The sequence below is a fragment of the Sporosarcina saromensis genome, assembly GCF_033253735.1.
Lineage (GTDB): Bacteria > Bacillota > Bacilli > Bacillales_A > Planococcaceae > Sporosarcina > Sporosarcina saromensis.
The window spans coordinates 41,776-60,796 of record NZ_JAUBDI010000013.1; the positions used below are offsets into that span (position 1 = coordinate 41,776).

At 43.1% G+C, this 19,021-nt stretch carries 21 protein-coding genes, 1 pseudogene and 1 other annotated feature (1 of these 23 cut by a window edge); of the genes and pseudogenes, 10 read left to right on the forward strand and 12 right to left on the reverse strand.

The window, feature by feature from the left end:
* Nucleotides 1–78 (reverse strand) — a binding site (T-box leader) (it extends 182 nt beyond the left edge of the window).
* A 55-nt stretch (nucleotides 79–133) separates the two neighbouring features.
* The 3 genes from QT711_RS13190 to QT711_RS13200 form a co-directional block, all read right to left on the reverse strand.
* Nucleotides 134–310: a hypothetical protein gene (locus QT711_RS13190; RefSeq protein WP_317944960.1), complete on the reverse strand. Its 177-nt coding sequence runs from the start codon at nucleotides 308–310 to the stop codon at nucleotides 134–136.
* Between the two features lie 97 nt (nucleotides 311–407).
* Nucleotides 408–899, reverse strand: a complete 492-nt coding sequence (locus tag QT711_RS13195) for a hypothetical protein (RefSeq protein ID WP_317944961.1) — start codon at nucleotides 897–899, stop codon at nucleotides 408–410.
* Nucleotides 900–1,037: 138 nt separating this feature from the next.
* Nucleotides 1,038–2,282 (reverse strand): MFS transporter, encoded by a 1,245-nt coding sequence (locus QT711_RS13200; protein WP_317944963.1) that lies wholly within the window; start codon nucleotides 2,280–2,282, stop codon nucleotides 1,038–1,040.
* A gap of 376 nt (nucleotides 2,283–2,658) precedes the next feature.
* On the opposite strand from QT711_RS13200, the gene QT711_RS13205 reads away from it, so the two are divergent.
* The 4 genes from QT711_RS13205 to QT711_RS13220 all read left to right on the forward strand — a co-directional run bounded on the left by QT711_RS13205 (nucleotide 2,659) and on the right by QT711_RS13220 (nucleotide 6,100).
* Entirely contained in the window at nucleotides 2,659–2,841 is a 183-nt protein-coding gene (locus QT711_RS13205; protein ID WP_317944965.1) for a hypothetical protein, read from the forward strand.
* 199 nt (nucleotides 2,842–3,040) lie between these two features.
* Nucleotides 3,041–3,730, forward strand: coding sequence for a response regulator transcription factor (locus QT711_RS13210; RefSeq protein ID WP_317944966.1), 690 nt, complete (start codon nucleotides 3,041–3,043; stop codon nucleotides 3,728–3,730).
* Complete coding sequence (locus tag QT711_RS13215) at nucleotides 3,708–3,890, forward strand: hypothetical protein (protein ID WP_317944968.1); 183 nt, start codon at nucleotides 3,708–3,710, stop codon at nucleotides 3,888–3,890. The genes QT711_RS13210 and QT711_RS13215 overlap by 23 nt, the downstream gene beginning before the upstream one ends.
* Nucleotides 3,890–6,100, forward strand: coding sequence for a sensor histidine kinase (locus tag QT711_RS13220; protein WP_317944969.1), 2,211 nt, complete (start codon nucleotides 3,890–3,892; stop codon nucleotides 6,098–6,100). The genes QT711_RS13215 and QT711_RS13220 overlap by 1 nt, the downstream gene beginning before the upstream one ends.
* Nucleotides 6,101–6,162: 62 nt before the next feature.
* Here the strand turns inward: QT711_RS13220 and QT711_RS13225 are convergent, their stop codons facing one another.
* The gene (locus QT711_RS13225) at nucleotides 6,163–6,657 is read right to left on the reverse strand and encodes a hypothetical protein (RefSeq protein WP_317944971.1); all 495 of its coding nucleotides are present in this window, start codon (nucleotides 6,655–6,657) and stop codon (nucleotides 6,163–6,165) included.
* Between the two features lie 256 nt (nucleotides 6,658–6,913).
* On the opposite strand from QT711_RS13225, the gene QT711_RS13230 reads away from it, so the two are divergent.
* Nucleotides 6,914–8,002, forward strand: coding sequence for a potassium channel family protein (locus tag QT711_RS13230; protein ID WP_317944972.1), 1,089 nt, complete (start codon nucleotides 6,914–6,916; stop codon nucleotides 8,000–8,002).
* Here the strand turns inward: QT711_RS13230 and QT711_RS13235 are convergent.
* On the reverse strand, nucleotides 7,938–8,588 hold the full coding sequence (locus QT711_RS13235) for a CPBP family intramembrane glutamic endopeptidase (protein WP_317944973.1): 651 nt from the start codon (nucleotides 8,586–8,588) through the stop codon (nucleotides 7,938–7,940). The genes QT711_RS13230 and QT711_RS13235 overlap by 65 nt on opposite strands.
* A gap of 128 nt (nucleotides 8,589–8,716) precedes the next feature.
* Here QT711_RS13235 and QT711_RS13240 point away from each other — a divergent pair, with 128 nt between their 5' ends.
* The 3 genes from QT711_RS13240 to QT711_RS13250 all read left to right on the forward strand — a co-directional run bounded on the left by QT711_RS13240 (nucleotide 8,717) and on the right by QT711_RS13250 (nucleotide 11,595).
* Nucleotides 8,717–9,034 (forward strand): hypothetical protein, encoded by a 318-nt coding sequence (locus tag QT711_RS13240; RefSeq protein WP_317944974.1) that lies wholly within the window; start codon nucleotides 8,717–8,719, stop codon nucleotides 9,032–9,034.
* 126 nt (nucleotides 9,035–9,160) lie between these two features.
* Nucleotides 9,161–9,625: a DinB family protein gene (locus tag QT711_RS13245; RefSeq protein WP_317944976.1), complete on the forward strand. Its 465-nt coding sequence runs from the start codon at nucleotides 9,161–9,163 to the stop codon at nucleotides 9,623–9,625.
* 137 nt (nucleotides 9,626–9,762) lie between these two features.
* Nucleotides 9,763–11,595, forward strand: coding sequence for a mechanosensitive ion channel (locus QT711_RS13250; protein WP_317944978.1), 1,833 nt, complete (start codon nucleotides 9,763–9,765; stop codon nucleotides 11,593–11,595).
* Between the two features lie 186 nt (nucleotides 11,596–11,781).
* On the opposite strand, the gene QT711_RS13255 is transcribed toward QT711_RS13250, so the two are convergent.
* From QT711_RS13255 to QT711_RS13285, 7 genes are all read right to left on the reverse strand, one after another.
* Entirely contained in the window at nucleotides 11,782–12,072 is a 291-nt protein-coding gene (locus QT711_RS13255; RefSeq protein ID WP_317944980.1) for a UPF0175 family protein, read from the reverse strand.
* Between the two features lie 154 nt (nucleotides 12,073–12,226).
* On the reverse strand, nucleotides 12,227–12,631 hold the full coding sequence (locus QT711_RS13260) for a hypothetical protein (protein WP_317944982.1): 405 nt from the start codon (nucleotides 12,629–12,631) through the stop codon (nucleotides 12,227–12,229).
* Nucleotides 12,632–12,976: 345 nt separating this feature from the next.
* Entirely contained in the window at nucleotides 12,977–13,609 is a 633-nt protein-coding gene (locus QT711_RS13265) for a response regulator transcription factor (RefSeq protein ID WP_317944983.1), read from the reverse strand.
* Nucleotides 13,584–14,630, reverse strand: a complete 1,047-nt coding sequence (locus QT711_RS13270) for a sensor histidine kinase (protein WP_317944985.1) — start codon at nucleotides 14,628–14,630, stop codon at nucleotides 13,584–13,586. Before QT711_RS13270 ends, QT711_RS13265 begins: the two co-directional genes overlap by 26 nt.
* Complete coding sequence (gene liaF, locus QT711_RS13275) at nucleotides 14,627–15,328, reverse strand: cell wall-active antibiotics response protein LiaF (protein ID WP_317944987.1); 702 nt, start codon at nucleotides 15,326–15,328, stop codon at nucleotides 14,627–14,629. Before liaF ends, QT711_RS13270 begins: the two co-directional genes overlap by 4 nt.
* 219 nt (nucleotides 15,329–15,547) lie before the next feature.
* Nucleotides 15,548–16,186, reverse strand: a complete 639-nt coding sequence (locus QT711_RS13280) for a PspA/IM30 family protein (protein WP_317944988.1) — start codon at nucleotides 16,184–16,186, stop codon at nucleotides 15,548–15,550.
* A 13-nt stretch (nucleotides 16,187–16,199) separates the two neighbouring features.
* Nucleotides 16,200–16,550: a lmo0954 family membrane protein gene (locus QT711_RS13285; RefSeq protein ID WP_317944989.1), complete on the reverse strand. Its 351-nt coding sequence runs from the start codon at nucleotides 16,548–16,550 to the stop codon at nucleotides 16,200–16,202.
* Between the two features lie 187 nt (nucleotides 16,551–16,737).
* On the opposite strand from QT711_RS13285, the pseudogene QT711_RS13290 reads away from it, so the two are divergent.
* Together QT711_RS13290 and QT711_RS13295 are read left to right on the forward strand one after the other, a co-directional pair.
* Nucleotides 16,738–17,886: pseudogene (locus tag QT711_RS13290) on the forward strand (thiolase family protein).
* 257 nt (nucleotides 17,887–18,143) lie between these two features.
* Complete coding sequence (locus QT711_RS13295; RefSeq protein ID WP_317944991.1) at nucleotides 18,144–18,914, forward strand: 3-hydroxyacyl-CoA dehydrogenase; 771 nt, start codon at nucleotides 18,144–18,146, stop codon at nucleotides 18,912–18,914.
* Nucleotides 18,915–19,021: the final 107 nt, after the last annotated feature.

Below are 19,021 nucleotides of genomic sequence, written 5' to 3' on the forward strand. Positions count from 1 at the left end.
ATTTGTCCGCTTCATTTCCACCGTCAGAAGCTCTCTATGCGACATCCTCTTCCTACTTTTCCCTTTCACAGCCTTTGTAAGATGTTGTTGTTTTGATTATAATCACTTTATTTTAATAAATCAATAGAGAAAATCAATTGGTTGGTGGACGGTGTTTCTCTGTATCCTTTTCAGTATCCTTCTGTTTATTCGCTTGATTGTTCTTGCCAATCACTTCAAAATCATCAGGGCTGATGTCAAAACCATAGCCAAACTCTTCACGGTCCAACGTATTGCCTTTTTTCATCTTCTTTTTCTTTTCTTTCGCCATCTGCAATCACCTCCCGTTATAGGGAAAGCATGTTCATTTTAGAATGGATTATTCGAAAATGTGGCATCCTAATAATGTGAATAGCCGATGGTTGAAATTACTCTTTTATATACAGTGAAAATGCATAAATCGCTTCCCCTTTTACCTCGCCATCCCATATCGCTTTAACAGACATGTAATGCTTGCCGGGAGTTTCAGGTGCTTGGACAGTTTTCTCATTCACTTCGATTGGTTTCATTTCCTCCCCATCTTGGATATAAGCGATGAATGAATCCGGTTGTGGGAAATCCCAATCATCCAAAGGAATCGAGAAGCGGAAAGAAATAGTCTCGCCAGGTTCAACATGATTCACATGTTCACGCTCCAAAAATTCGGAAGGTAATGTCGGTTTGAGAGCACATTGCTTTTCAGCATCTTCCCAACAATACTTATCGTAGTATGCCCATGCTCCGAAATTATTAATGCTTACATCAATTACAGGTTTTAAACTGATTGTCGTTTCAACTTCTGCATCTTTAGGTAACTCTTTTTTGTCCTCTGCACAGCCTACCAAGAATAGTGTAGCGGACAGCAACAACCATTTTTTCATTGGAATGCATCTCTCCCGTATATACAGTATTTGAAGATTCTGCCAGTATATTATTAGCATACCATTAGGAGATCGTTTTCTCTATACTATTTAGTGTATTTTCATATTATTTTGATTAAATTTCGTTATTTATTACTTTTATGTTATCTTTGTTTGATCGACATCTGTAAATACCTGTTTGATATTTGGTTGCACCATTAGGAAAATCAAAGCCCATACACTCACCAAACTAAGCAATGCTAGTGCAATGATCGTCACGCGAAGGGACATGAGATCCGCGACCAACCCCATTCCTAGGACAAATAAAATTTGAAAAAGGCTTAAGACGACACCATATAAACTTGTCACACGGCCCATATATTCAATTGGAATCTGGTATTGGTACCAAGTCGTATAGCCAGTGTTGGCGAATGCATTGAAAAATCCAAGGAGAATAAATCCAGAAGCAATCATCAGGAAAGACTGGCTGAAAGCATACAGCAAATACCCGATCGACACCATGAACAAACCACCGCCGAACAGGATGCGTATCGATAATTTATTGGCAAACAAAGCAACCGCTCCTGCACCTCCCAAGGCACCAATGCCGGTAATACTAATAAGTAAGCTGTAGTCAATTTCACTTAATCCAACAACTTGCTGTGTAAAAACAACCTCTTGTGCATCCATCGCAAACGTCATGAGCGTGAAAACGAGGTACACACCGAGAACAACCATTACCAACAGTCTCGACTTGCCCAAAACAACAACCGCTTTCAAGTCTTGCACAATCGCTTGAATAGATAACGGATTCAGCCCAGCTGTCTGTTTTGCGTCCACGTTCGGTAACCATAATAAAATAAGAGCTGAAATGAAGAAGGACGCCGCATTCATCCAAATCGCAAAATGCACAGAGCCGATGAGGAATAAAACGCCTGCGATCGCGGGACCAATAATGAATGCACCAGATGTCGTCAACGAATAAAATGCATTAAACCGCTTGCGCTTTTCCTCGGGAACGAGTGTCGTTGTATACGTGAGCGAAGCAGGAGCAAAAAAGGATTTCGCCATGCTAATAAACCAAAGCAAAACGTAAACGCCCCACACGGAGCTCATGAACGGAACAAGTGCTACCAAAATTCCTCGAATAATATCTGTCCATATCATCAGTCTTCGTTTGTTTGACCGATCAATGACACTGCCGGCCCAAAATCGTGTAAAAATAGCCGCTGCTGGACCGACAATCCACAACCCAGCAACCGCCGTTGCAGAATTCGTCATTTGAAAAACAAGCAAGTTAATCGCCACTAAATAAATAAAATCCCCCACCGTCGACAATCCCATTGCGCTAAGCAACAGTACAGGAAACCGCCAACCCGTCCAATTCTTTGTAGAGCGCTCCATAATCATCTCCCCCAAACTACCACTATTATACTATTTTGTTAAATCAATAAGAGAAGGTGAAAACGAAAAAGTATGAACATTTCGTGAGGAGTGCAAGTTATTTTCCTGTGAGTAAATGTAGCACCGTAACTTGTAGAGTTGTCTGCCGATTTGGGACATAATCCGCAGATTGCCTTCATTCTGAGTGATTTTAATGACGTGCCCCCAGACTCTGTTAACTGGCGGAAAAGTTTATCACCGATTCTAGCTGCGTTATCACCGATTCACGAGGAGTTATCACCGATTCTCCCGAGTTTATCACCGATACTCGATGAGTTATCACCGATTCCCATGAATTTATCACCGTTTGCCTACAATTCAAGGGGGGGTTCATGGGTTGTTTCCAGGAAAAAGCCCTTACTTTAAAGAAGCAAAAAGTTTACCACCGTTTTACAGCAGCTTACCACCGATTTTAACAGGCTTAGCACCGTTTCTAGACTCGTTACCACCGATACTCGGCCGTTTACCACCGATTCTGAACAATTTACCACCGATTCCCTACAATTTTGAGTTTTTCTAATCCGTTATTTCACTCTAGTATCTTCATGAAATAGTTTATCACCGCTTGTAGTGAATTTATCACCGCTCGTAGCGAGTTTATCACCGCTCATCAGCAATTTATCACCACTCATCTTAAGAATTTCTTCATAATTCCCCTTGAGGAATGTTAAGATTTAACTAATACAATGGGTAGCATAGAGTGAAGTGAGGTGCGGATGATGGCGAAATTCAATGTGCTTGTGGCGGATGATGATAAAGAGATCCGCGATGGGATTGAAATTTATTTGAAAAATGAAGGGTATGCTGTGCTGAAGGCGGCGGATGGGAGAGAAGCACTTGATTTGCTCCAAACGAATGACGTTCATCTACTTATCCTCGACATTATGATGCCGAATATGGATGGGATTACGGCGACGTTCAAAATCAGGGAAGCGCAAAACATTCCGATTATCATGCTGAGTGCGAAAGCGGAGGACTCCGATAAAATCCATGGTTTGTCCGTCGGTGCGGATGATTATGTGACAAAGCCTTTTCATCCGCTGGAATTAATGGCGCGCGTTAAATCACAGCTCCGTCGGTATGTCCAATTAGGTACGTATGATGGCCAGAAAAAGATTGAGATTGATGGGCTTGTCCTCGATGAAGATGCGAAGGAGTTATCGGTCGATGGAAACCCAGTAAAACTGACGCCGATTGAATACAAAATTACAGAATTACTTATGAAAAATGCGGGGCGTGTGTTTTCGATTAATGAAATATACGAACGCGTGTGGAATGAAGAAGCGTACAACGCCGAGAATATTGTCGCTGTTCATATACGGAAGATACGCGAGAAAATCGAAGCAGATCCGAAAAATCCAAGGTATGTAAAGGTGGTGTGGGGCATTGGGTACAAAATCGAGAAGTAGCCGTTTGCCACTCGTCATGTCCATCTTTGCAATCGGTATCGCTACAATTAGTATCGGTTATTGTTTTCCTCATCTATTAAACATCGCAGCAGACGGATGGGAACGATCCACAGAAATCGTATCGTATTTTGCACGCATCATTAAAGGGGGCACTGCCTGATGAAAAATAGATTGCCACTTGTTGTATGGGCAGCACTCGTCGTCCTCGTATTCCTTGCAGCATTTTCATTGAATCGTGAAGGTCACAACATTATAGGTAGGGATTTTTCAGAATCAAATGATTTAGCATGGCAGTTAGAAGAGTTTTATTCCTCCATCGGGCCGACTGTTCTAAATCCGATTGACCGAGAAGAAGCAAAAGAGCAACTGACGGTATCTAAGCAGGAAATCGAGGAGTACCGCTACTGGTACGGTTCGTTACCAGCACAAATTTCAAATATTCATGACCAGTATGATCAAAGGATTGAGGAAGCGAGAGCTGCGAAAAACGAGACGTTGCAAGAAGCACTCACGAAAGAAAGAGATATAAAATTAGCAGACATTAATAAGAACTTCGAAGACGATGCCCACGTGGAAGCGAAGATTCGAAAAGAGAAAGAAAAGGCGTTACAACAGTATTTAAATGAATACAACAATCGCTCATATTCATTGCCAATTGCTTATGAATTCACAAACGTGGAAACGGGTGAGACATTTTCTGCAGGTGATGTATCCGTACCGTCAATTTACAAAAAACAATTCAATTCGGCTAAAGGGTACTTTAAAGCTCATTCTCTCCCGGGTCAAGGAGATGCTCGTAATGAATGGACTAGTTCCGCTCCACACGGAGATAGTGTGACAATTAGCAATGAAGACATTCGTGCAATGGCAAATACAGTACAATCCTTTGAAGGTGTCGTCAGTATTCCTAAGGCAGAAATCCAAAAGGGGAGCAGCCTCTATTCGCAATATAAAACTTTCAATAGATGGAAATATGGTTCCTATGCATTTTGGTTTCTTGGACTTGTCTCACTTATCACATTGCTCACCGTTATGAAGTTTCAAAAGGCTTGGGTGATCGGAACACCGTTTGATGAAAAGTATGCCAACTTGAAAATTGACCTTAAATTGATTGCACTCATCTTAACGGGTCTTGTTTTATTCGTCTACATAGACAGTAATTCTTACTTTATGGACCTTTTCAAGTATCCTAGGTTAGGCAGATTCGGCAGCTGGACCGTAACCTTCCTTGTATTCGGCGTCCTCCCAACGATCTTACTTGCATTCCAACTCGTTCATGGTGTGGAGCGTTGGAAACAAAAAGGGGCTGTAGAAGCCGACTTAAAGGATACGTATTTTATCCGCTTCTTACAAGCTTTGCAAACGATGTTCTTGAAGAAATCGATTGGCGTTCAAACATTCATCTTGCTCATCGGCTTTTTCCTAGCAGGCGTCGGCTTTTTGACCATTTTCTTTGATCCAGTATTTTTTGTCCTTTATAGTTTCTGCGTCCTCTTCCTTGGTCTGCCTGTAAGTTTCATTTTCGTAAGAAGAGTTGCGTACTTGAACAAAATTTTAGTCGCAACTGAGGCGATGGCGGCAGGTCGGTTAAATGAAGCAATTAAAATTGAAGGGAAATCTCCTCTTGCAGAACATGCGAAGAATTTAAACAATCTTCGTGAAGGGGTACGGAGCTCGATGACTGAACAGGCGAAAAGCGAGCGGCTGAAAACGGAATTAATTACAAATGTCAGCCATGATTTACGAACGCCGCTCACATCAATTATTACGTATACCGATCTGTTAAAAGATGAATCGATTACACCAGAAGAGCGTGCAAACTATGTCGATATTTTGGATAAAAAGTCACAACGGTTAAAAACGCTCATTGAAGATTTATTTGAAGTGTCCAAAATGGCGAGTGGGAATTTGGAGTTGTATAAACAACGTGTCGATTTGACGCAGTTATTGCAACAAGCACTCGCAGAACATGCCGACGATATCGCTCAATCCGGACTCGACTTTAGGACAGATATTCCGGATGACATGCTTATGGCATATGTAGATGGGCAAAGATGGTGGCGTGTACTCGATAATCTCATCGTGAACGCTATAAAATACTCATTGCCGGGAACTCGTGTGTATGTCACGCTTCGAAAAAGAGTGGACGTTGCGGAATTTGTCGTAAAAAACATTACGAAATATGAATTAGGTGAAAACGTCGACGAGCTGTTTGAACGCTTTAAACGTGCCGACACATCACGTCATACTGATGGCTCTGGCCTCGGCCTCGCCATCGCGCAATCGATCGTCGATATGCACGGTGGAAACATGAAGATTGAACTGGACGGCGATCTGTTCAAAGTGACCGTAACCGTACCTATGAAATAAAAAATCCGCATGTATTGCCTAAAGATCTGGCATGCGTGCGGATTTTTCTTAATAGCGCACACCTATTTTTTAAACCCTTCCCCATACAAATAATGCTCCATCACTTTCACATGACTTGGATAGGATCCATCTTGGTCAACCTTGAATGACAATAACAAATAACCCCCAGTTATCCCGTCACCAAACGGCATAAACGCCCACTCATGTGTAAGGATTTGAGCCTCTTCTGGAATAAAAGCCATCTCCCCCTCCAATGATTCATATGGGATTAAATGTGCATACCCCATAAGCTCCGTTAGGACCTCTTGTTGCGTTCCTTGAAAGCCGGTTAATGCAAGTTCATCACTTGAATAGAGAGGGAAATCATTGCCACTACTTGCTTGGGAATTGTCGCTCTCCCAACTTGCTTTTGCCTCTACCTCCTCCATCTCTTTAAACATTCGCTCGATTGTACTAGAACTTTTTTGGAGCGTCTTTTGATAATCAAAATGATAATACGTGAGCACACAAACAGTAAGCACGAGTAAAGAAATTAACGCGATTTTGATGAAACGCAAAGACATTCCTCCCTTAATTTATACCGAATTACACCCCTGATTCCGCCAAATCACCTCCACCTTAGATGCAAGTTCATAGATTGATATTGATACAAGTATACCATCTGATGGAAAATTTTGTTTGTGAATAGTGTGACATTTGAGAATGGAAAAACTTAATTTATTTCCACCTTAAAAACCTCGCGCCATCCGTAATCATATTAGGTGGTTTATGCCCACCCTACAGAAGGAATACAGGAAAGAAGAGTATGCTCGTATGGAGTTGATGGGTTTGTATAAACGTTGGTTACGAATTGATATTCGATATAGAAGGTTGATGATTTTACTATTTACGACAATAGTATTGCTTGCGACAGCAACAATCGGCTTTATGTTTTATGAAGAATTATCGTTTTTCAATGCACTTTGGATGACGGTCATTTCCATTATGACAATTGGATATGGTGACATGTACCCGACTACGTACGAAGGGCGTTGGTTTGCACTATTGCTCGTACCCGCAGGAGCTGGGATTGTTACATATGGATTAGGGATGGGTGCGTCCTATTTTGTCGAAAAACAGTTAACGGAGAAAGTGTGGTTGAGGAAAATGAAAAAACAAATTGCGAATTTAAATGACCACATTATTATTTGTGGGTTTGGACGAGTTGCCCAACAAGTATATAAACAGCTGAAAGAAGATGATGAAGACATTCAAATCGTCATTATTCACGATAATGATGCAGAGTTGCAAGAAACGCTTGAACCGGAAACATTGCGCTTGGTTGGCGATCCAACGGACAAGCATACGTTGCTTAAAGCGAGAGTGGAACACGCGCGAGCGCTTATTACAGCCTTATCTAGTGACGCAGATAACGTGTTTATAACCTTGACGTCCAAAGGATTGAATGAAGAACTGACGATTGCTGCAAGGGCAGAGCGGGCCGACTCGGAAGAAATCCTTAAAAAGGCAGGCGCCACTAGCGTCATTAATCCATCCATCATTGGAGGGCGCGAACTTGCCATGTCCGTCACAAAACCGACAGGAGCGGACTACATTAAAGACTTAATCAAATCCGAAGAAAAGGATTTCATGGTGGGTGAAATCGACTTAGAAGATGAATCTCCGATAGTCGGCTCCACAATCGAGGATGCGGGACTGCGTAAGCATTATGGCATCACCCTCGTCGCGATTTTACGAAAAAAAGAACTGATCAGCAATCCCGATTTGGATGAGAAACTGCAAGCAGGCGATACCCTTATTGTCATCGGTAACCAAGAGCAGATCGAACGCTTTTCAGTTAATAAAAATAAAGAGCGTACACACCAATCAGCAAAATCCCAAAGTCCGCAAACAGATGAATGATCCATGACGGAAGAATCGTCCCGCTTCGCTCATTAACAAGTTGAAAAATGACACCACCAACCCACAGTCCGCCAACTGCTAATAGTAAAATCGGTAAACTGAACCAAGGCAAAAAGATCGCTATGTGATAAATCGCGAAAAAGAGTGGAGGAAGTATGAAACGCAGCCGCGAACGACCGAAAAGATCGGGCAAGATGCCACGAAAGAAAAACTCTTCCATTATGGAATTGCCAAAGAGAATATAGACCGCGATGAATGGGAACACTGTAACTGTAATCCCTGATAACGTGAGATCTGCAATAAGTGCATCCAAGTCGATATATGTCTGCAAGACGAGAAACGTACCGATAATTGCGGACATGACAACGACACCTAAACCGACAGCGATGCCGATACTCCGTCTATCCGTATTCCGAAAGCGTAAAAAAGGAAAGCGAGTCGCTCGGAATAGTATGAGTGGGATTATGAGGAACAGGAGTGCTTTTGCAGCTGTTTTCCAGACATATGATACTTCAAGCCCTTGTTCGATCCATAACAAGACGACGATGCTAACGATTGGGAAAAGGGAACCGAATGTTTTCCTCATTTCACCACCTCCTTGTAAAGAGGACGAAAATACTGATAAATGTGTTCCAGTAAAGAAAATAGGTTTAGCTGCGGTGAAAGAGGGAAAAGACAATTACTTAGGGTAAGGTAGAAAGGGTGGATTCCAATATGACAATAAAAGATGGAAAATATCCAAATAAGAAAGATCTCGAACCAAAAGTGTTGCAACCCGGAAAAGGAATGGTGCCGACGCATGAGCTACCTTTAGCGGACCCGTCCGATTCCAACTGGACACGTGACTTTCGCAAAAACGCTCAAGACGAAACCGGCAAACATGAACCGTCAGCCTACAGCGAAAACAAACCACCAGCCAGTGAAACTGTAAAGCCTAAAGCACGTCCACAAATGAGTGATACCAATGAAGTAAGTCATTCATTCAACGAGAAAACACATGAACAATGGAATGAACATAAAAAAGAAAAGTAGGATACTTGTAAACAGCCCATCGATGAGGCTGTTTTTTATGGAGACAATCGATGCGAAAAATGATTGTTTTAACAATTGAAACAATCTGTACATAGCATTAAAGTTAAATGAAAGGGGGAGTTGGGGATGAGTTTACTAAATCAGATGAAATTCGCAAGGGTTTATACGCTTGGATGGTTGCAACAGGCGCAAGAGGAAGCTTGGGATGTCCAACCTGAAGGATTCAACAATACGATTCGTTGGCATGTCGGGCATATTTTCATGACGATGGAAACATTGGTGAAGAAAGCAGTCCCAACCTACGAAATTGAACATGAAGAATGGATTCCTTTGTTTGCTCCGGGGTCAAGCCCGGCAAAATGGGAAGGCGATGTACCAGGAACGGAAGCACTCATTGCCGCGCTTTCTGAACAAACGGAGCGGTTGGCGAATATACTCGACGGAAAACTACAAGATGTGCTCGAATCGCCAATGAAAATTGGCGAGTTACTAGAAATGAACACTGTAGAAGGCGTTGTGGAATTTGTCGTATGGCACGAAGGCGTCCATACAGGTATCATTCATGCACTTATTAAACTAACTGCAAAATAAGTCGAACAGCCATCTGATTTGGAAATGAATTGGGTGGTTGTTCGACTTTTTCCATACTTACTAAATGAATAGGTTTAGACTTCCACGATTTTAGGAATAGTCCTAAGTAGACTACTAAAACGAATGGAGGACATGGAATGTTCAGAGACTTGTATTTTGCCAATATGGTAAGTTGGCTTCCCGAACTAATTATTGGATTAATTGTGCTACTCATCGGCTTTTTTATTGCAAAAGCAGTGGAAAATGCGGTGTATAAGCGGTTGAAGAAGTCGAGGGTGAATGAAAGACTCGATGTGAAAGACGATAAATGGAATGTTGAAAAGATCATTAGTAAGGTGTTTTTCTTCGGAATTTTACTATTGGCATTCCTATTATTCTTTAACATCATGAATGCATCCATGATTGCTGAGCCGTTCATGACGATGTACTCAGGCATTGGTGGTGCGGTTCTTAGCATCTTGAAAGCTGCTTTGATTCTCTTGTTAGCTTGGGTGCTTGCACTTGTTGTGAAAAAAGTAATTTTGGCAGTCGGTCACAAGATGAAATTGAACAAGTACGGTGCAAAGGTTGGTGCTTCACCCGATGAAATCGATAAGTCGAAATGGGTGGAAACCGCAGCAAATATAGCGTTTTATGTCATATTGCTACTTTTCGTTCCAGCTGTCTTACATGCACTTGGCTTAAGCGGAATTAGCGGCCCGTTTGAAGGAATGCTAGAAAGCTTCATGCACTTCATTCCAAAGCTAGTAGGTGCAGCACTAATTTTCGCAATCGGTTGGGTCGTCGCGAAAATCATTCGTACCATCGTTACAAAATTACTTGAAACGGTTGGCATTGACCGATTTGCACATAAGTTCAAGCTGACGTCTACGGGGACGACAACAAGTATTTCGGGCGTAATCGGAACGATTGTTTTTGTACTGATTATGTTGCCTGTGACGATTTCAGCACTTGAAGTGTTGGACCTTGAGGGAATTTCCGGTCCTGCAATTGCCATGTTGAACGACATTATGACGATGTTGCCGAAAATTGCGGTAGCAGTAGTACTTGTCCTCGTCGGTATTTATTTGGCGAAGTGGATGAAAGGTGTCGTCATTTCACTATTGAACAATTTAGGCATCAACTCGATTTTTGGAAAGATGGGTGTGCGTTCTAGCGTCTCCGCTTCAATGCCATCATTCTCGCAAATTATCGGAACGATTGTCCAAATCGTTGTCATTTTGTTGTTTGTTGTTGAAGCACTACAAATTCTTGACTTGGACTTCATGGTAACGTTAGCGACAGGTATTTTTGCTTACTTGCCAATGGTCGTTGCAGCAATCGTCATTTTGGCAGTCGGCTTCTGGCTCGCAAATCTTGCTGAGAAATTTGTCGGCAGTATTATGACGACGCAATCCGGCCAACCGCACGTGTTGCGCTATGTAGCAAAATACGCAATTTTGGCGTTCGCGTTTTTCATGGCACTTAGCCAATTAGGCATTGCACCCGCGATTATCAATGCGGCATTTATCCTCATCTTAGGAGGAGTGGCGCTCGCTTTCGGTCTCGCATTTGGCTTAGGTGGACGTGATCATGCATCACGTTACTTGTCGAAAATGGAAAGCAGTCTCCAAAATGCAGATGTTTCCAAGGAGAAGTGGGAGCAGGAAAAACAAGATATGAAGCGTGAAGCGGAGCAATCTGCAAGTCAAGCGCAGCAAGCGATGCGTCGAACAACGCGTGCAAACAATATGCCGCCGACTGACTATCCAACAGGAAAGGATTATGAACCACGTACGGGACATCTCCCTTCCGATGAATTGCCATTATCGGATCCGGCTGATTCTGATATGACAAACACCCTAAAAAATCCTGATCCGACAAAGTTCAACCAAACGAACGAAGAAGGATACAACGCGCCGAACGCTGGCGAAGAATATCCATACGATTCGAACCGTGGAGAGGATCCAAACAATCCATTCAGACAATAATTAATATGAAGTAAAGAACCAATGTAAACCGCCTAGCTATCGAGAATGGAGATAGCTAGGCGGTTTTATGACTGTATGTGATGAATTCAAGAAGAGAAAAGGCTAGTAAATTAACAGGATCGTAGTAAGAAGTCGTTGCTTTCAGTTCCAATTTAGATGCGTCCAAAGGCCATAAATTCAGCCTCCTTACTCCGAGGCGGTTTGTTTAGAGGTCGTCAAAATAGATTGAAGGTCATCTTCTAAATGCTCGTCAGTGTATTCCATCCAAGGAATGCTCTTGGATTTTAGTAACTCAATAAAATCGGCAAGAGGTTGCTCCGCTAACTCAGCTGCTCGTGCCAAGGTTACTTGTTTCTCGATAAACATACCTATAGCTAAAGATAATTTTACTTTTGCATCGAGACTATCCCCAGAAGCATGATTGATAAATGGTAAAAAGGTCTTCGGTAAATTCACTTGAAAATATTCCATAGCCATTTCCTTCAATCCTTTCTCCCTGTTAATGTTAATACTGATTCTTTTTCTATTTTAACACTACAGCACATATATATGAATTTTATGAGGAGCACTAAGTTAGCTGAAGCTAATATACTTCATAAAATCAAAGGGAGTACCCTTTTATCACAAATGCTTACGATTGATTCTTCACCTCATAAAATATATCTAATGCTTGTTGATAAATGTCAGTGTTTGGCTCTATTAGATAATTTTCAGCACTGTCCTTTATATGAAACAGCCCCTTATCATCTATCACCAAAGTACCAGAAATTTGATCATTATAGATAAATGTTATCGTTATCGCCTTTTCATAATTTATTTCTTGATTTGTTTGACCGCTATATTCTATTTGGTTGTAAGCCTTCACAAGTGACTGAACAGTTTCATTATCTACTTTATTATGACCGAAGTATAAACTATCCCCAAAACCTATATCAAAGTAATCTGCTTTAATATTTGGAACAGAGTTTTTATTATTACATCCGCTTACAATAAAGAAAACGATTAGGACAAGCGACATAAATATAAATTTCTTCACAATTTCATTTCCTCCAATCTACAATGATAAGAATTGGAATGCTTCGTGGAATCAACTAAGAACAAGTGCTTAATTGGTTATAACCCATTAGGCGCGATTCAGTCAGTTTTGTGACAAAGCAAACCCCGCGTTCACTAATTGAACAACTTATTTCTTATAGAACGCGGCATACTTCGCTCAAACGGTGCATATTTTGTCGGAACGGCTCATACTTCGCCCGAACGCGGCAAAATTGCCGAATACAGCTCATATTTCCCTCAAACACCGCATAAACGTCGAAAACGCCGCATTCTTTTCGAAAACGCCGCATACTGTATCAGAACTCCTCCTAAGAAAAGCAACTAATCATTCCACCAAATCATTCTTAAACGCATAAATGACAGCCTGCGTCCGATCCTGCACCTCAAGCTTCGCCAACAAATTACTCACATGCGTTTTCACTGTCTTTAATGCAATGAACAGCTCATCGGCAATTTCCTGATTCGTTTTCCCTTTAGCCAGCAACAGAAGGATTTCAAGTTCGCGTTCGGTCAATTCATCATGTAGTTTGTGAGCTGTGCCCGTTCGCATTTTTTGCATCATTTTTGTCGTCACTTCTGGTTCTAGAACCGTTTGCCCTTTCAGTGTATCGCGGATGGCATTTGCAATCCTTTTCGCATTTGACGTCTTAAGAATGTAGCTAATTGCACCCGCTTCGAGGGCAGGGTATACTTTATCGTCATCCAAAAAGCTCGTGACAATAACGATTTTCGCTTCTGGCCATTGTTTAATAATTGCAGCTGTTGCCTCCGCTCCATTCATTTCAGGCATGACCATATCCATTAAAATGATGTCCGGTCGTAATGCGAGCGCTTTTTCCACAGCTTCTTTGCCGTTGACAGCCTCCCCGACGACTTCCATATCGGGTTGCGTCTGTAAATAGGCGGACACCCCGATCCGTACCATTTCATGATCATCCACTAAAAGAACTCGAATCATCCAACTCATCCCCTTTTTTTGTCGGCAACTTCACTTCAACAATCGTACCTTGCGAAGGGACGGACACGATTTTACATGTGCCGCCAATCTCGATTGCACGCTCCTTCACGTTTTGCAGCCCATAAGATCCGCCTTTACCGTCTGTATCTTTAAAGCCGACACCATTATCTTGAACGCGAAAAATACATAGACCATCTCTTTCGACAAAGAGAATGTCTACTTCGGTTGCTTGTGCATGCCGTAAAGTGTTCGACAGCGTTTCCTGTGCGATGCGGAATAAATGATCTTCTGCACCTTTAGAAAGCGACACCTCTTCCAGACGATAACGTATATCGAACATCACTTTTTCTTTTAATTCGACTAACAATTCTTCGAGACCTTGTGCCAATGATTTATCGTTCAACGCGGCTGGCCGTAAATGTAGCAACAACGCGCGCATTTCCAATTGAGCTTGTTGCACCATCCGTTCCACTTGCAACAACGGTTTTTGCAATGCAGCATCATCCTCGTTGCTTTCCGTTATCGCAGACAGCAACATCGAAGCTGCAAACAGTTGTTGGGAAACGGAGTCATGCAATTCACGTGCCAATCTTTGCCGTTCTTGAACGATACGCTCCTGAATCATTTTGTCTTGTGCTTCTGCGCGTTCATCCGTAATGCGCTGCAAACTTTTCCGCTGCGTCGCCAAAATATTCGAGACATCCACAAGTCGACGCTCAATCTTAGGTGAAAATCGCTTCGTTTTTACAAGCTCTTCATTTTGAATTAGCCCTGTCAGTTTCTGCACAAATACTTTATCTTTGGAACGGCTAATGCCGCTCATCCAAAACGCAATCCCAGTCCCTAATGAAATGCACGTAATGAGAATCCAAGCACCTAAAGGGACATTGGCATACTGGATGTCATAAAAGAGCACCCAGCTTTCCTCGATTGGCACATCGATGAGTGCATAAAAATAAATCGCGGTAATTGCCAAAAACAACAATGATAAAGAGAAACTACGGCCAACGAGATTTTTCATTTGCGCGTCACCTCAATATCACCCATCCATGTCGCCAACGAAATGATGAGTTCTGCACGCTCGCCAGTGACACCTTCATAACCATCTTTATAATAGAGCGTTTCATTGATCATTCGTTTAGGACTGATATCGAGTATCCGTGCCTCCCCAAACAAAGTTGTGTAATGAATACGGACTGGTATTTCATAAGGTACATCAATCTTTATTCGACCAAACCCTTGTCGAACAGAAATGAAAGACGTCCCTTTAGGCAAAACAGTGTCCGTTACATCGACATGGATATCTCCAAAGAAGCCTTGGATTTGGATATCTTCCCATTCATATGATGAAAACGGGGAAGATTGAACAGAAAACCACTTGTTTTTCCAAATGCCGTTTTGAGTTGCTTGAGGGACGGATTTCACTGGTCGCATAATTTCCTCAGCCGGTACACCTTTCCACAGGTGATATAAAATATACACAAATAATGCCAACAACAGCATGCGCAAGCTCCATAAAGTGAGCAATGCCATCACGATGAAAAAGAACCCTACAAACGTCATCCACTTCGTTCGTTTTTTAAAGCCAAAATAAATAAATCCGGCACCAAGAAGGAGGAAGATGATATTGCCGTTAGATAAAAATGCAGACTCCACAAATATCAACAGAAGAAAGGCGATTATCCAAAACGTCATCTTACTCGTGTCTAATTTTCTCATGCTGAATGCCTCCTTCTTCCTGTCAGATTCCACGTCTCATCCTATTCTTTGCGTGGACCATAAAGCGCAACGTTTTAACAAAATGGAAAGGAAGGCATTTAAAGTAACGCCCTCCAGTCCAACTGAAATTGAAGAGGGAAGGCAAGCACCTTCCCGTTTATTTCGTCTTGGCATGTGAACAATCGCTCAAAAGCAGGTTTCACATCAACTACTACTATCTTACACAATTTCCGCAGTTTTTGCGGAATTTTTCTCCAATGATTCCAGTCGGCGCTCCATGGAAGACGTTTCGTAGTCGCGTGAAATGTTGCGATCAAGGTTTTCGATGTATTGTTTCATCTCTTCCACGTTAGAAACATGGGCATCTGCTTGTTCAGGCGATATAAATTTATCCATGCGGCGATGGGCACGTGTCACATTTTCTTTGCCCATCAATTGCAGTTGTCGCACTTTCATATCTTTCACTTTATGTTTCATTTCCTCAAATTTCCGTTCGAATGCCATCAACTCATGAGCTGCCTCAGTCACACTGTTCGCCAAATCTGCAGCACGTGTTTCGTAAGCATGAACTTCAGCTTGTGCGAATGCGATTAAATCTTCCTCGCCAGTCGTCTCTGCCAGCTGTAACTGAGTGCGACGTTTATCGACCATTGCTGTAGCTTCTGCGTACTCCTTTTCAAGCGCAAGCTTTAATTTCCCTTGCCGCTCCAACAATTTGCCAACGGATTGTGTTTGTTTTTCGGCTTCCACGATATATTGGTTCAACATGGCAATCGGATTTTTCTTTTCCTTTTTATCCAGCATCGTGTGCAAATCGGCTTGCACGGTGTATTTGAATCGGTTCCATAATGAATTCATCGTCGTTTCCTCCTTATTTTGTCAGTTCATCCCATTGACGTTCGAAATTGACGAACGGGTCATTGGAATGTGTAGGGATTACATCTTCGTTTTTCACGTCGTTCCATTTGCGCCACACGTAATACACACCAAGAATCGCGATGATACCGATGAACGCCGGAATGTTGGAAATTGCCGTCAACAAACCGATCAGCAATACGATCGCCCAAAACAACTTGAGCAATGTCGAATCACTCTTCCGGTAATAATGGAATCCCGCAAAAGCGACGATAGCGGAAATGGCTAATGCAACAATCGATCCTAAATTCGCAAGAACAACGATAGCTGCCACAATGCCAAGTATCGCAAGACCAAATTTTTTCATTTGTTGTTCCTCCTTTCGTTGTACACCTATCATATAACGGATTTCATCTCGTCCAAACAGGCGGAAAGCGGATATTGCACTAAGACTTGAGACTGAATTCGAGTAAATACAACTAGAATTTGGTAGCGCTTTCATGTAAGCTAGTACTATATGAACTATCAATTAATTCAGAGAATGGGGTGCGGACATGAAGGAAGTTGTCATTGTCGAAGGTGTCAGAACGGCAGTCGGTCGACGCAAAGGGGCATTTTCAGACTATCGGCCGGACGAGCTAGCAGCAATCGTCCTCGAAGAGCTTATCAATCGAGCGGGCATCGACAAAGTAGACGTAGAAGATGTCATTTTAGGTTGCGTCACATAAGCAGGTGAACAAGGCGGCAATATTGCACGGACAGCGGCATTGATTGCAGGCTTCCCAATCCACGTACCCGGTGTCACAATCGACCGTCAATGTGGCTCGAGCCAACAAGCGGTCCACTTTGCTGCCCAAGCAATCGCAGCAGGTGACATGGACATCGTCATTGCAGGCGGCGTCGAAAGCATGACGAGAGTGCCGATGTTTTCCAACATGGGTGACGCAAAACCGAGCCCTCAACTGACTGCAAAATACGAAATCATAAACCAAGGCCTATCTGCCGAGCGCATTGCCGAAAAATGGGGACTGACAAGGGAAGCGCTCGATCGGTTTGCGTATGAAAGCCATCAGAAGGCGATACGTGCGATTAAACAAGGGAAGTTCCGGGATGAAATCGTGCCGGTTGTTGTGAATCGCGGCGATGGTAGCGTTGAAACAATTACAACGGACGAAGGCCCGCGTCCGGATTCCACACTCGACGTGCTTGCTGGACTCAAAACGGTGTTCGATGAAAAAGGCGTCATTACAGCGGGGAATGCCAGTCAAATGAGTGACGGTGCTTCTGCCGTGTTGCTCATGTCAAAAGAGCGTGCAGATGAATTGGGGATACGTCCACTCGCTCGCATCGTCTCACGTTCAGTTGTCGGTTCAGATCCAAGCCTTATGCTCACCGGTCCGATTGAAGCGACACGAAAAGTTTTACTGAAAGCGGGTCTGACAATCGACGACATGGATGTGTACGAAGTGAACGAAGCCTTTGCTCCTGTTCCACTTGCCTGGTTGAAGGAAGTTGGGGCAGATCCCGACAAGTTGAATCCAAACGGTGGCGCAATCGCATTAGGTCATCCACTTGGTGCGACCGGAACGAAATTGCTTGTATCGTTAGTGAATGAACTGAGACGGACAGGCGGCCGATACGGATTGTTAGCAATTTGTGAAGGGATGGGTATGGCGAACGCAACGATTATTGAGCGGCTGTAAGGTTTGAAAATGACGGGATGGTTGACTGCAAGGTGCTAAGATTAATGTGCGTAATGTAACATGCGCCGTTTAGTCGGCACTGCGTTCGTTCATCTGAAAATGAACGTAAAAAGATCACCGTTTTATGATAGCGGGGAAGTCTATTCATGCAATACATGAGAACTTGTTACGTTTAGGTCAGGCGATTACCAGTCGTTAGTTGAACGATAATGGTTGATTGCTCATATCGATAAGGATTGTCTAAAGGGGCTGAAGAGATGGAGGTACATGAAACGGTTGCAATTGTCACAGGAGGCGCATCCGGTTTAGGGGAAGCGACGACAAGGCGGCTTGTCGCTGCCGGTGGTAAAGTGGCCATTTTCGATCGGGACGAGGATCGTGGACAGTCGTTAGTTGATGCGTTAGGGGAAGACCGGGTTTTATTAAAAAGAACGGATGTAGTGAGTGCAGAAGAGGTGGAACGAAATGTAGCCGCAGTCGTAGCGACATTTGGGAAAGTGAATGTGCTCGTCAATTGCGCAGGAATAGCGACTCCTGGAAAAGTCGTTTCAAAAGGTCGCCCGATGGCACTTGAACGCTTCGAACAGCTCATTCAAGTCAATCTGATCGGCACGTTCAATGTTCTCCGTGTCGCGGCAGCTGCCATGATGGACAATGAGCCCAATGAAGAAGGCGAACGTGGCGTCATTATAAACACCGCTTCCGTCGCGGCATTTGAAGGGCAAATCGGGCAAGCGGCATATAGTGCATCAAAAGGCGGTGTAGTCGGCATGACGTTGCCGATTGCAAGGGAGTTTGCACCGTACGGTATACGCGTCATGACGATCGCACCTGGCCTCGTTGAAACGCCTTTGTTCGCCGGGCTTCCTGAACCCGCTCAACAAGCGCTTGTGGACATGACATTATTTCCGAAACGGCTAGGACGGCCGGATGAATATGCAAAACTCGTTGAAAGCATCGTAACGAATCCACTATTAAATGGTGAAGTAATCCGATTGGATGGCGCGATACGGATGCAGGCGAAATAGAAGAGTGGTTGGACAGCGTAAGGAATCGATTGTGGATGAAACTGTATTGAAATAGCAAGTTGCCTGTTAAGGCGCATTGAGATTGGTCGGTGTGGCTCGTCTCGAAA

Excerpts from the sequence above, each read along its gene's own strand:
- QT711_RS13220 (WP_317944969.1), top strand. The coding sequence starts at position 3,890 with ATGAAAAATAGATTGCCACTTGTTGTATGGGCAGCACTCGTCGTCCTC.
- QT711_RS13230 (WP_317944972.1), top strand. The coding sequence starts at position 6,914 with ATGGAGTTGATGGGTTTGTATAAACGTTGGTTACGAATTGATATTCGA.
- QT711_RS13200 (WP_317944963.1), bottom strand. The coding sequence starts at position 2,282 with ATGGAGCGCTCTACAAAGAATTGGACGGGTTGGCGGTTTCCTGTACTG.
- QT711_RS13295 (WP_317944991.1), top strand. The coding sequence starts at position 18,144 with ATGGAGGTACATGAAACGGTTGCAATTGTCACAGGAGGCGCATCCGGT.
- QT711_RS13240 (WP_317944974.1), top strand. The coding sequence starts at position 8,717 with ATGACAATAAAAGATGGAAAATATCCAAATAAGAAAGATCTCGAACCA.
- QT711_RS13280 (WP_317944988.1), bottom strand. The coding sequence starts at position 16,186 with ATGAATTCATTATGGAACCGATTCAAATACACCGTGCAAGCCGATTTG.
- QT711_RS13190 (WP_317944960.1), bottom strand. The coding sequence starts at position 310 with ATGGCGAAAGAAAAGAAAAAGAAGATGAAAAAAGGCAATACGTTGGAC.
- QT711_RS13270 (WP_317944985.1), bottom strand. The coding sequence starts at position 14,630 with ATGAAAAATCTCGTTGGCCGTAGTTTCTCTTTATCATTGTTGTTTTTG.
- QT711_RS13250 (WP_317944978.1), top strand. The coding sequence starts at position 9,763 with ATGTTCAGAGACTTGTATTTTGCCAATATGGTAAGTTGGCTTCCCGAA.
- QT711_RS13195 (WP_317944961.1), bottom strand. The coding sequence starts at position 899 with ATGAAAAAATGGTTGTTGCTGTCCGCTACACTATTCTTGGTAGGCTGT.
- QT711_RS13210 (WP_317944966.1), top strand. The coding sequence starts at position 3,041 with ATGGCGAAATTCAATGTGCTTGTGGCGGATGATGATAAAGAGATCCGC.
- QT711_RS13235 (WP_317944973.1), bottom strand. The coding sequence starts at position 8,588 with ATGAGGAAAACATTCGGTTCCCTTTTCCCAATCGTTAGCATCGTCGTC.
- QT711_RS13285 (WP_317944989.1), bottom strand. The coding sequence starts at position 16,550 with ATGAAAAAATTTGGTCTTGCGATACTTGGCATTGTGGCAGCTATCGTT.
- QT711_RS13265 (WP_317944983.1), bottom strand. The coding sequence starts at position 13,609 with ATGATTCGAGTTCTTTTAGTGGATGATCATGAAATGGTACGGATCGGG.
- QT711_RS13255 (WP_317944980.1), bottom strand. The coding sequence starts at position 12,072 with ATGGCTATGGAATATTTTCAAGTGAATTTACCGAAGACCTTTTTACCA.
- QT711_RS13245 (WP_317944976.1), top strand. The coding sequence starts at position 9,161 with ATGAGTTTACTAAATCAGATGAAATTCGCAAGGGTTTATACGCTTGGA.
- liaF (WP_317944987.1), bottom strand. The coding sequence starts at position 15,328 with ATGAGAAAATTAGACACGAGTAAGATGACGTTTTGGATAATCGCCTTT.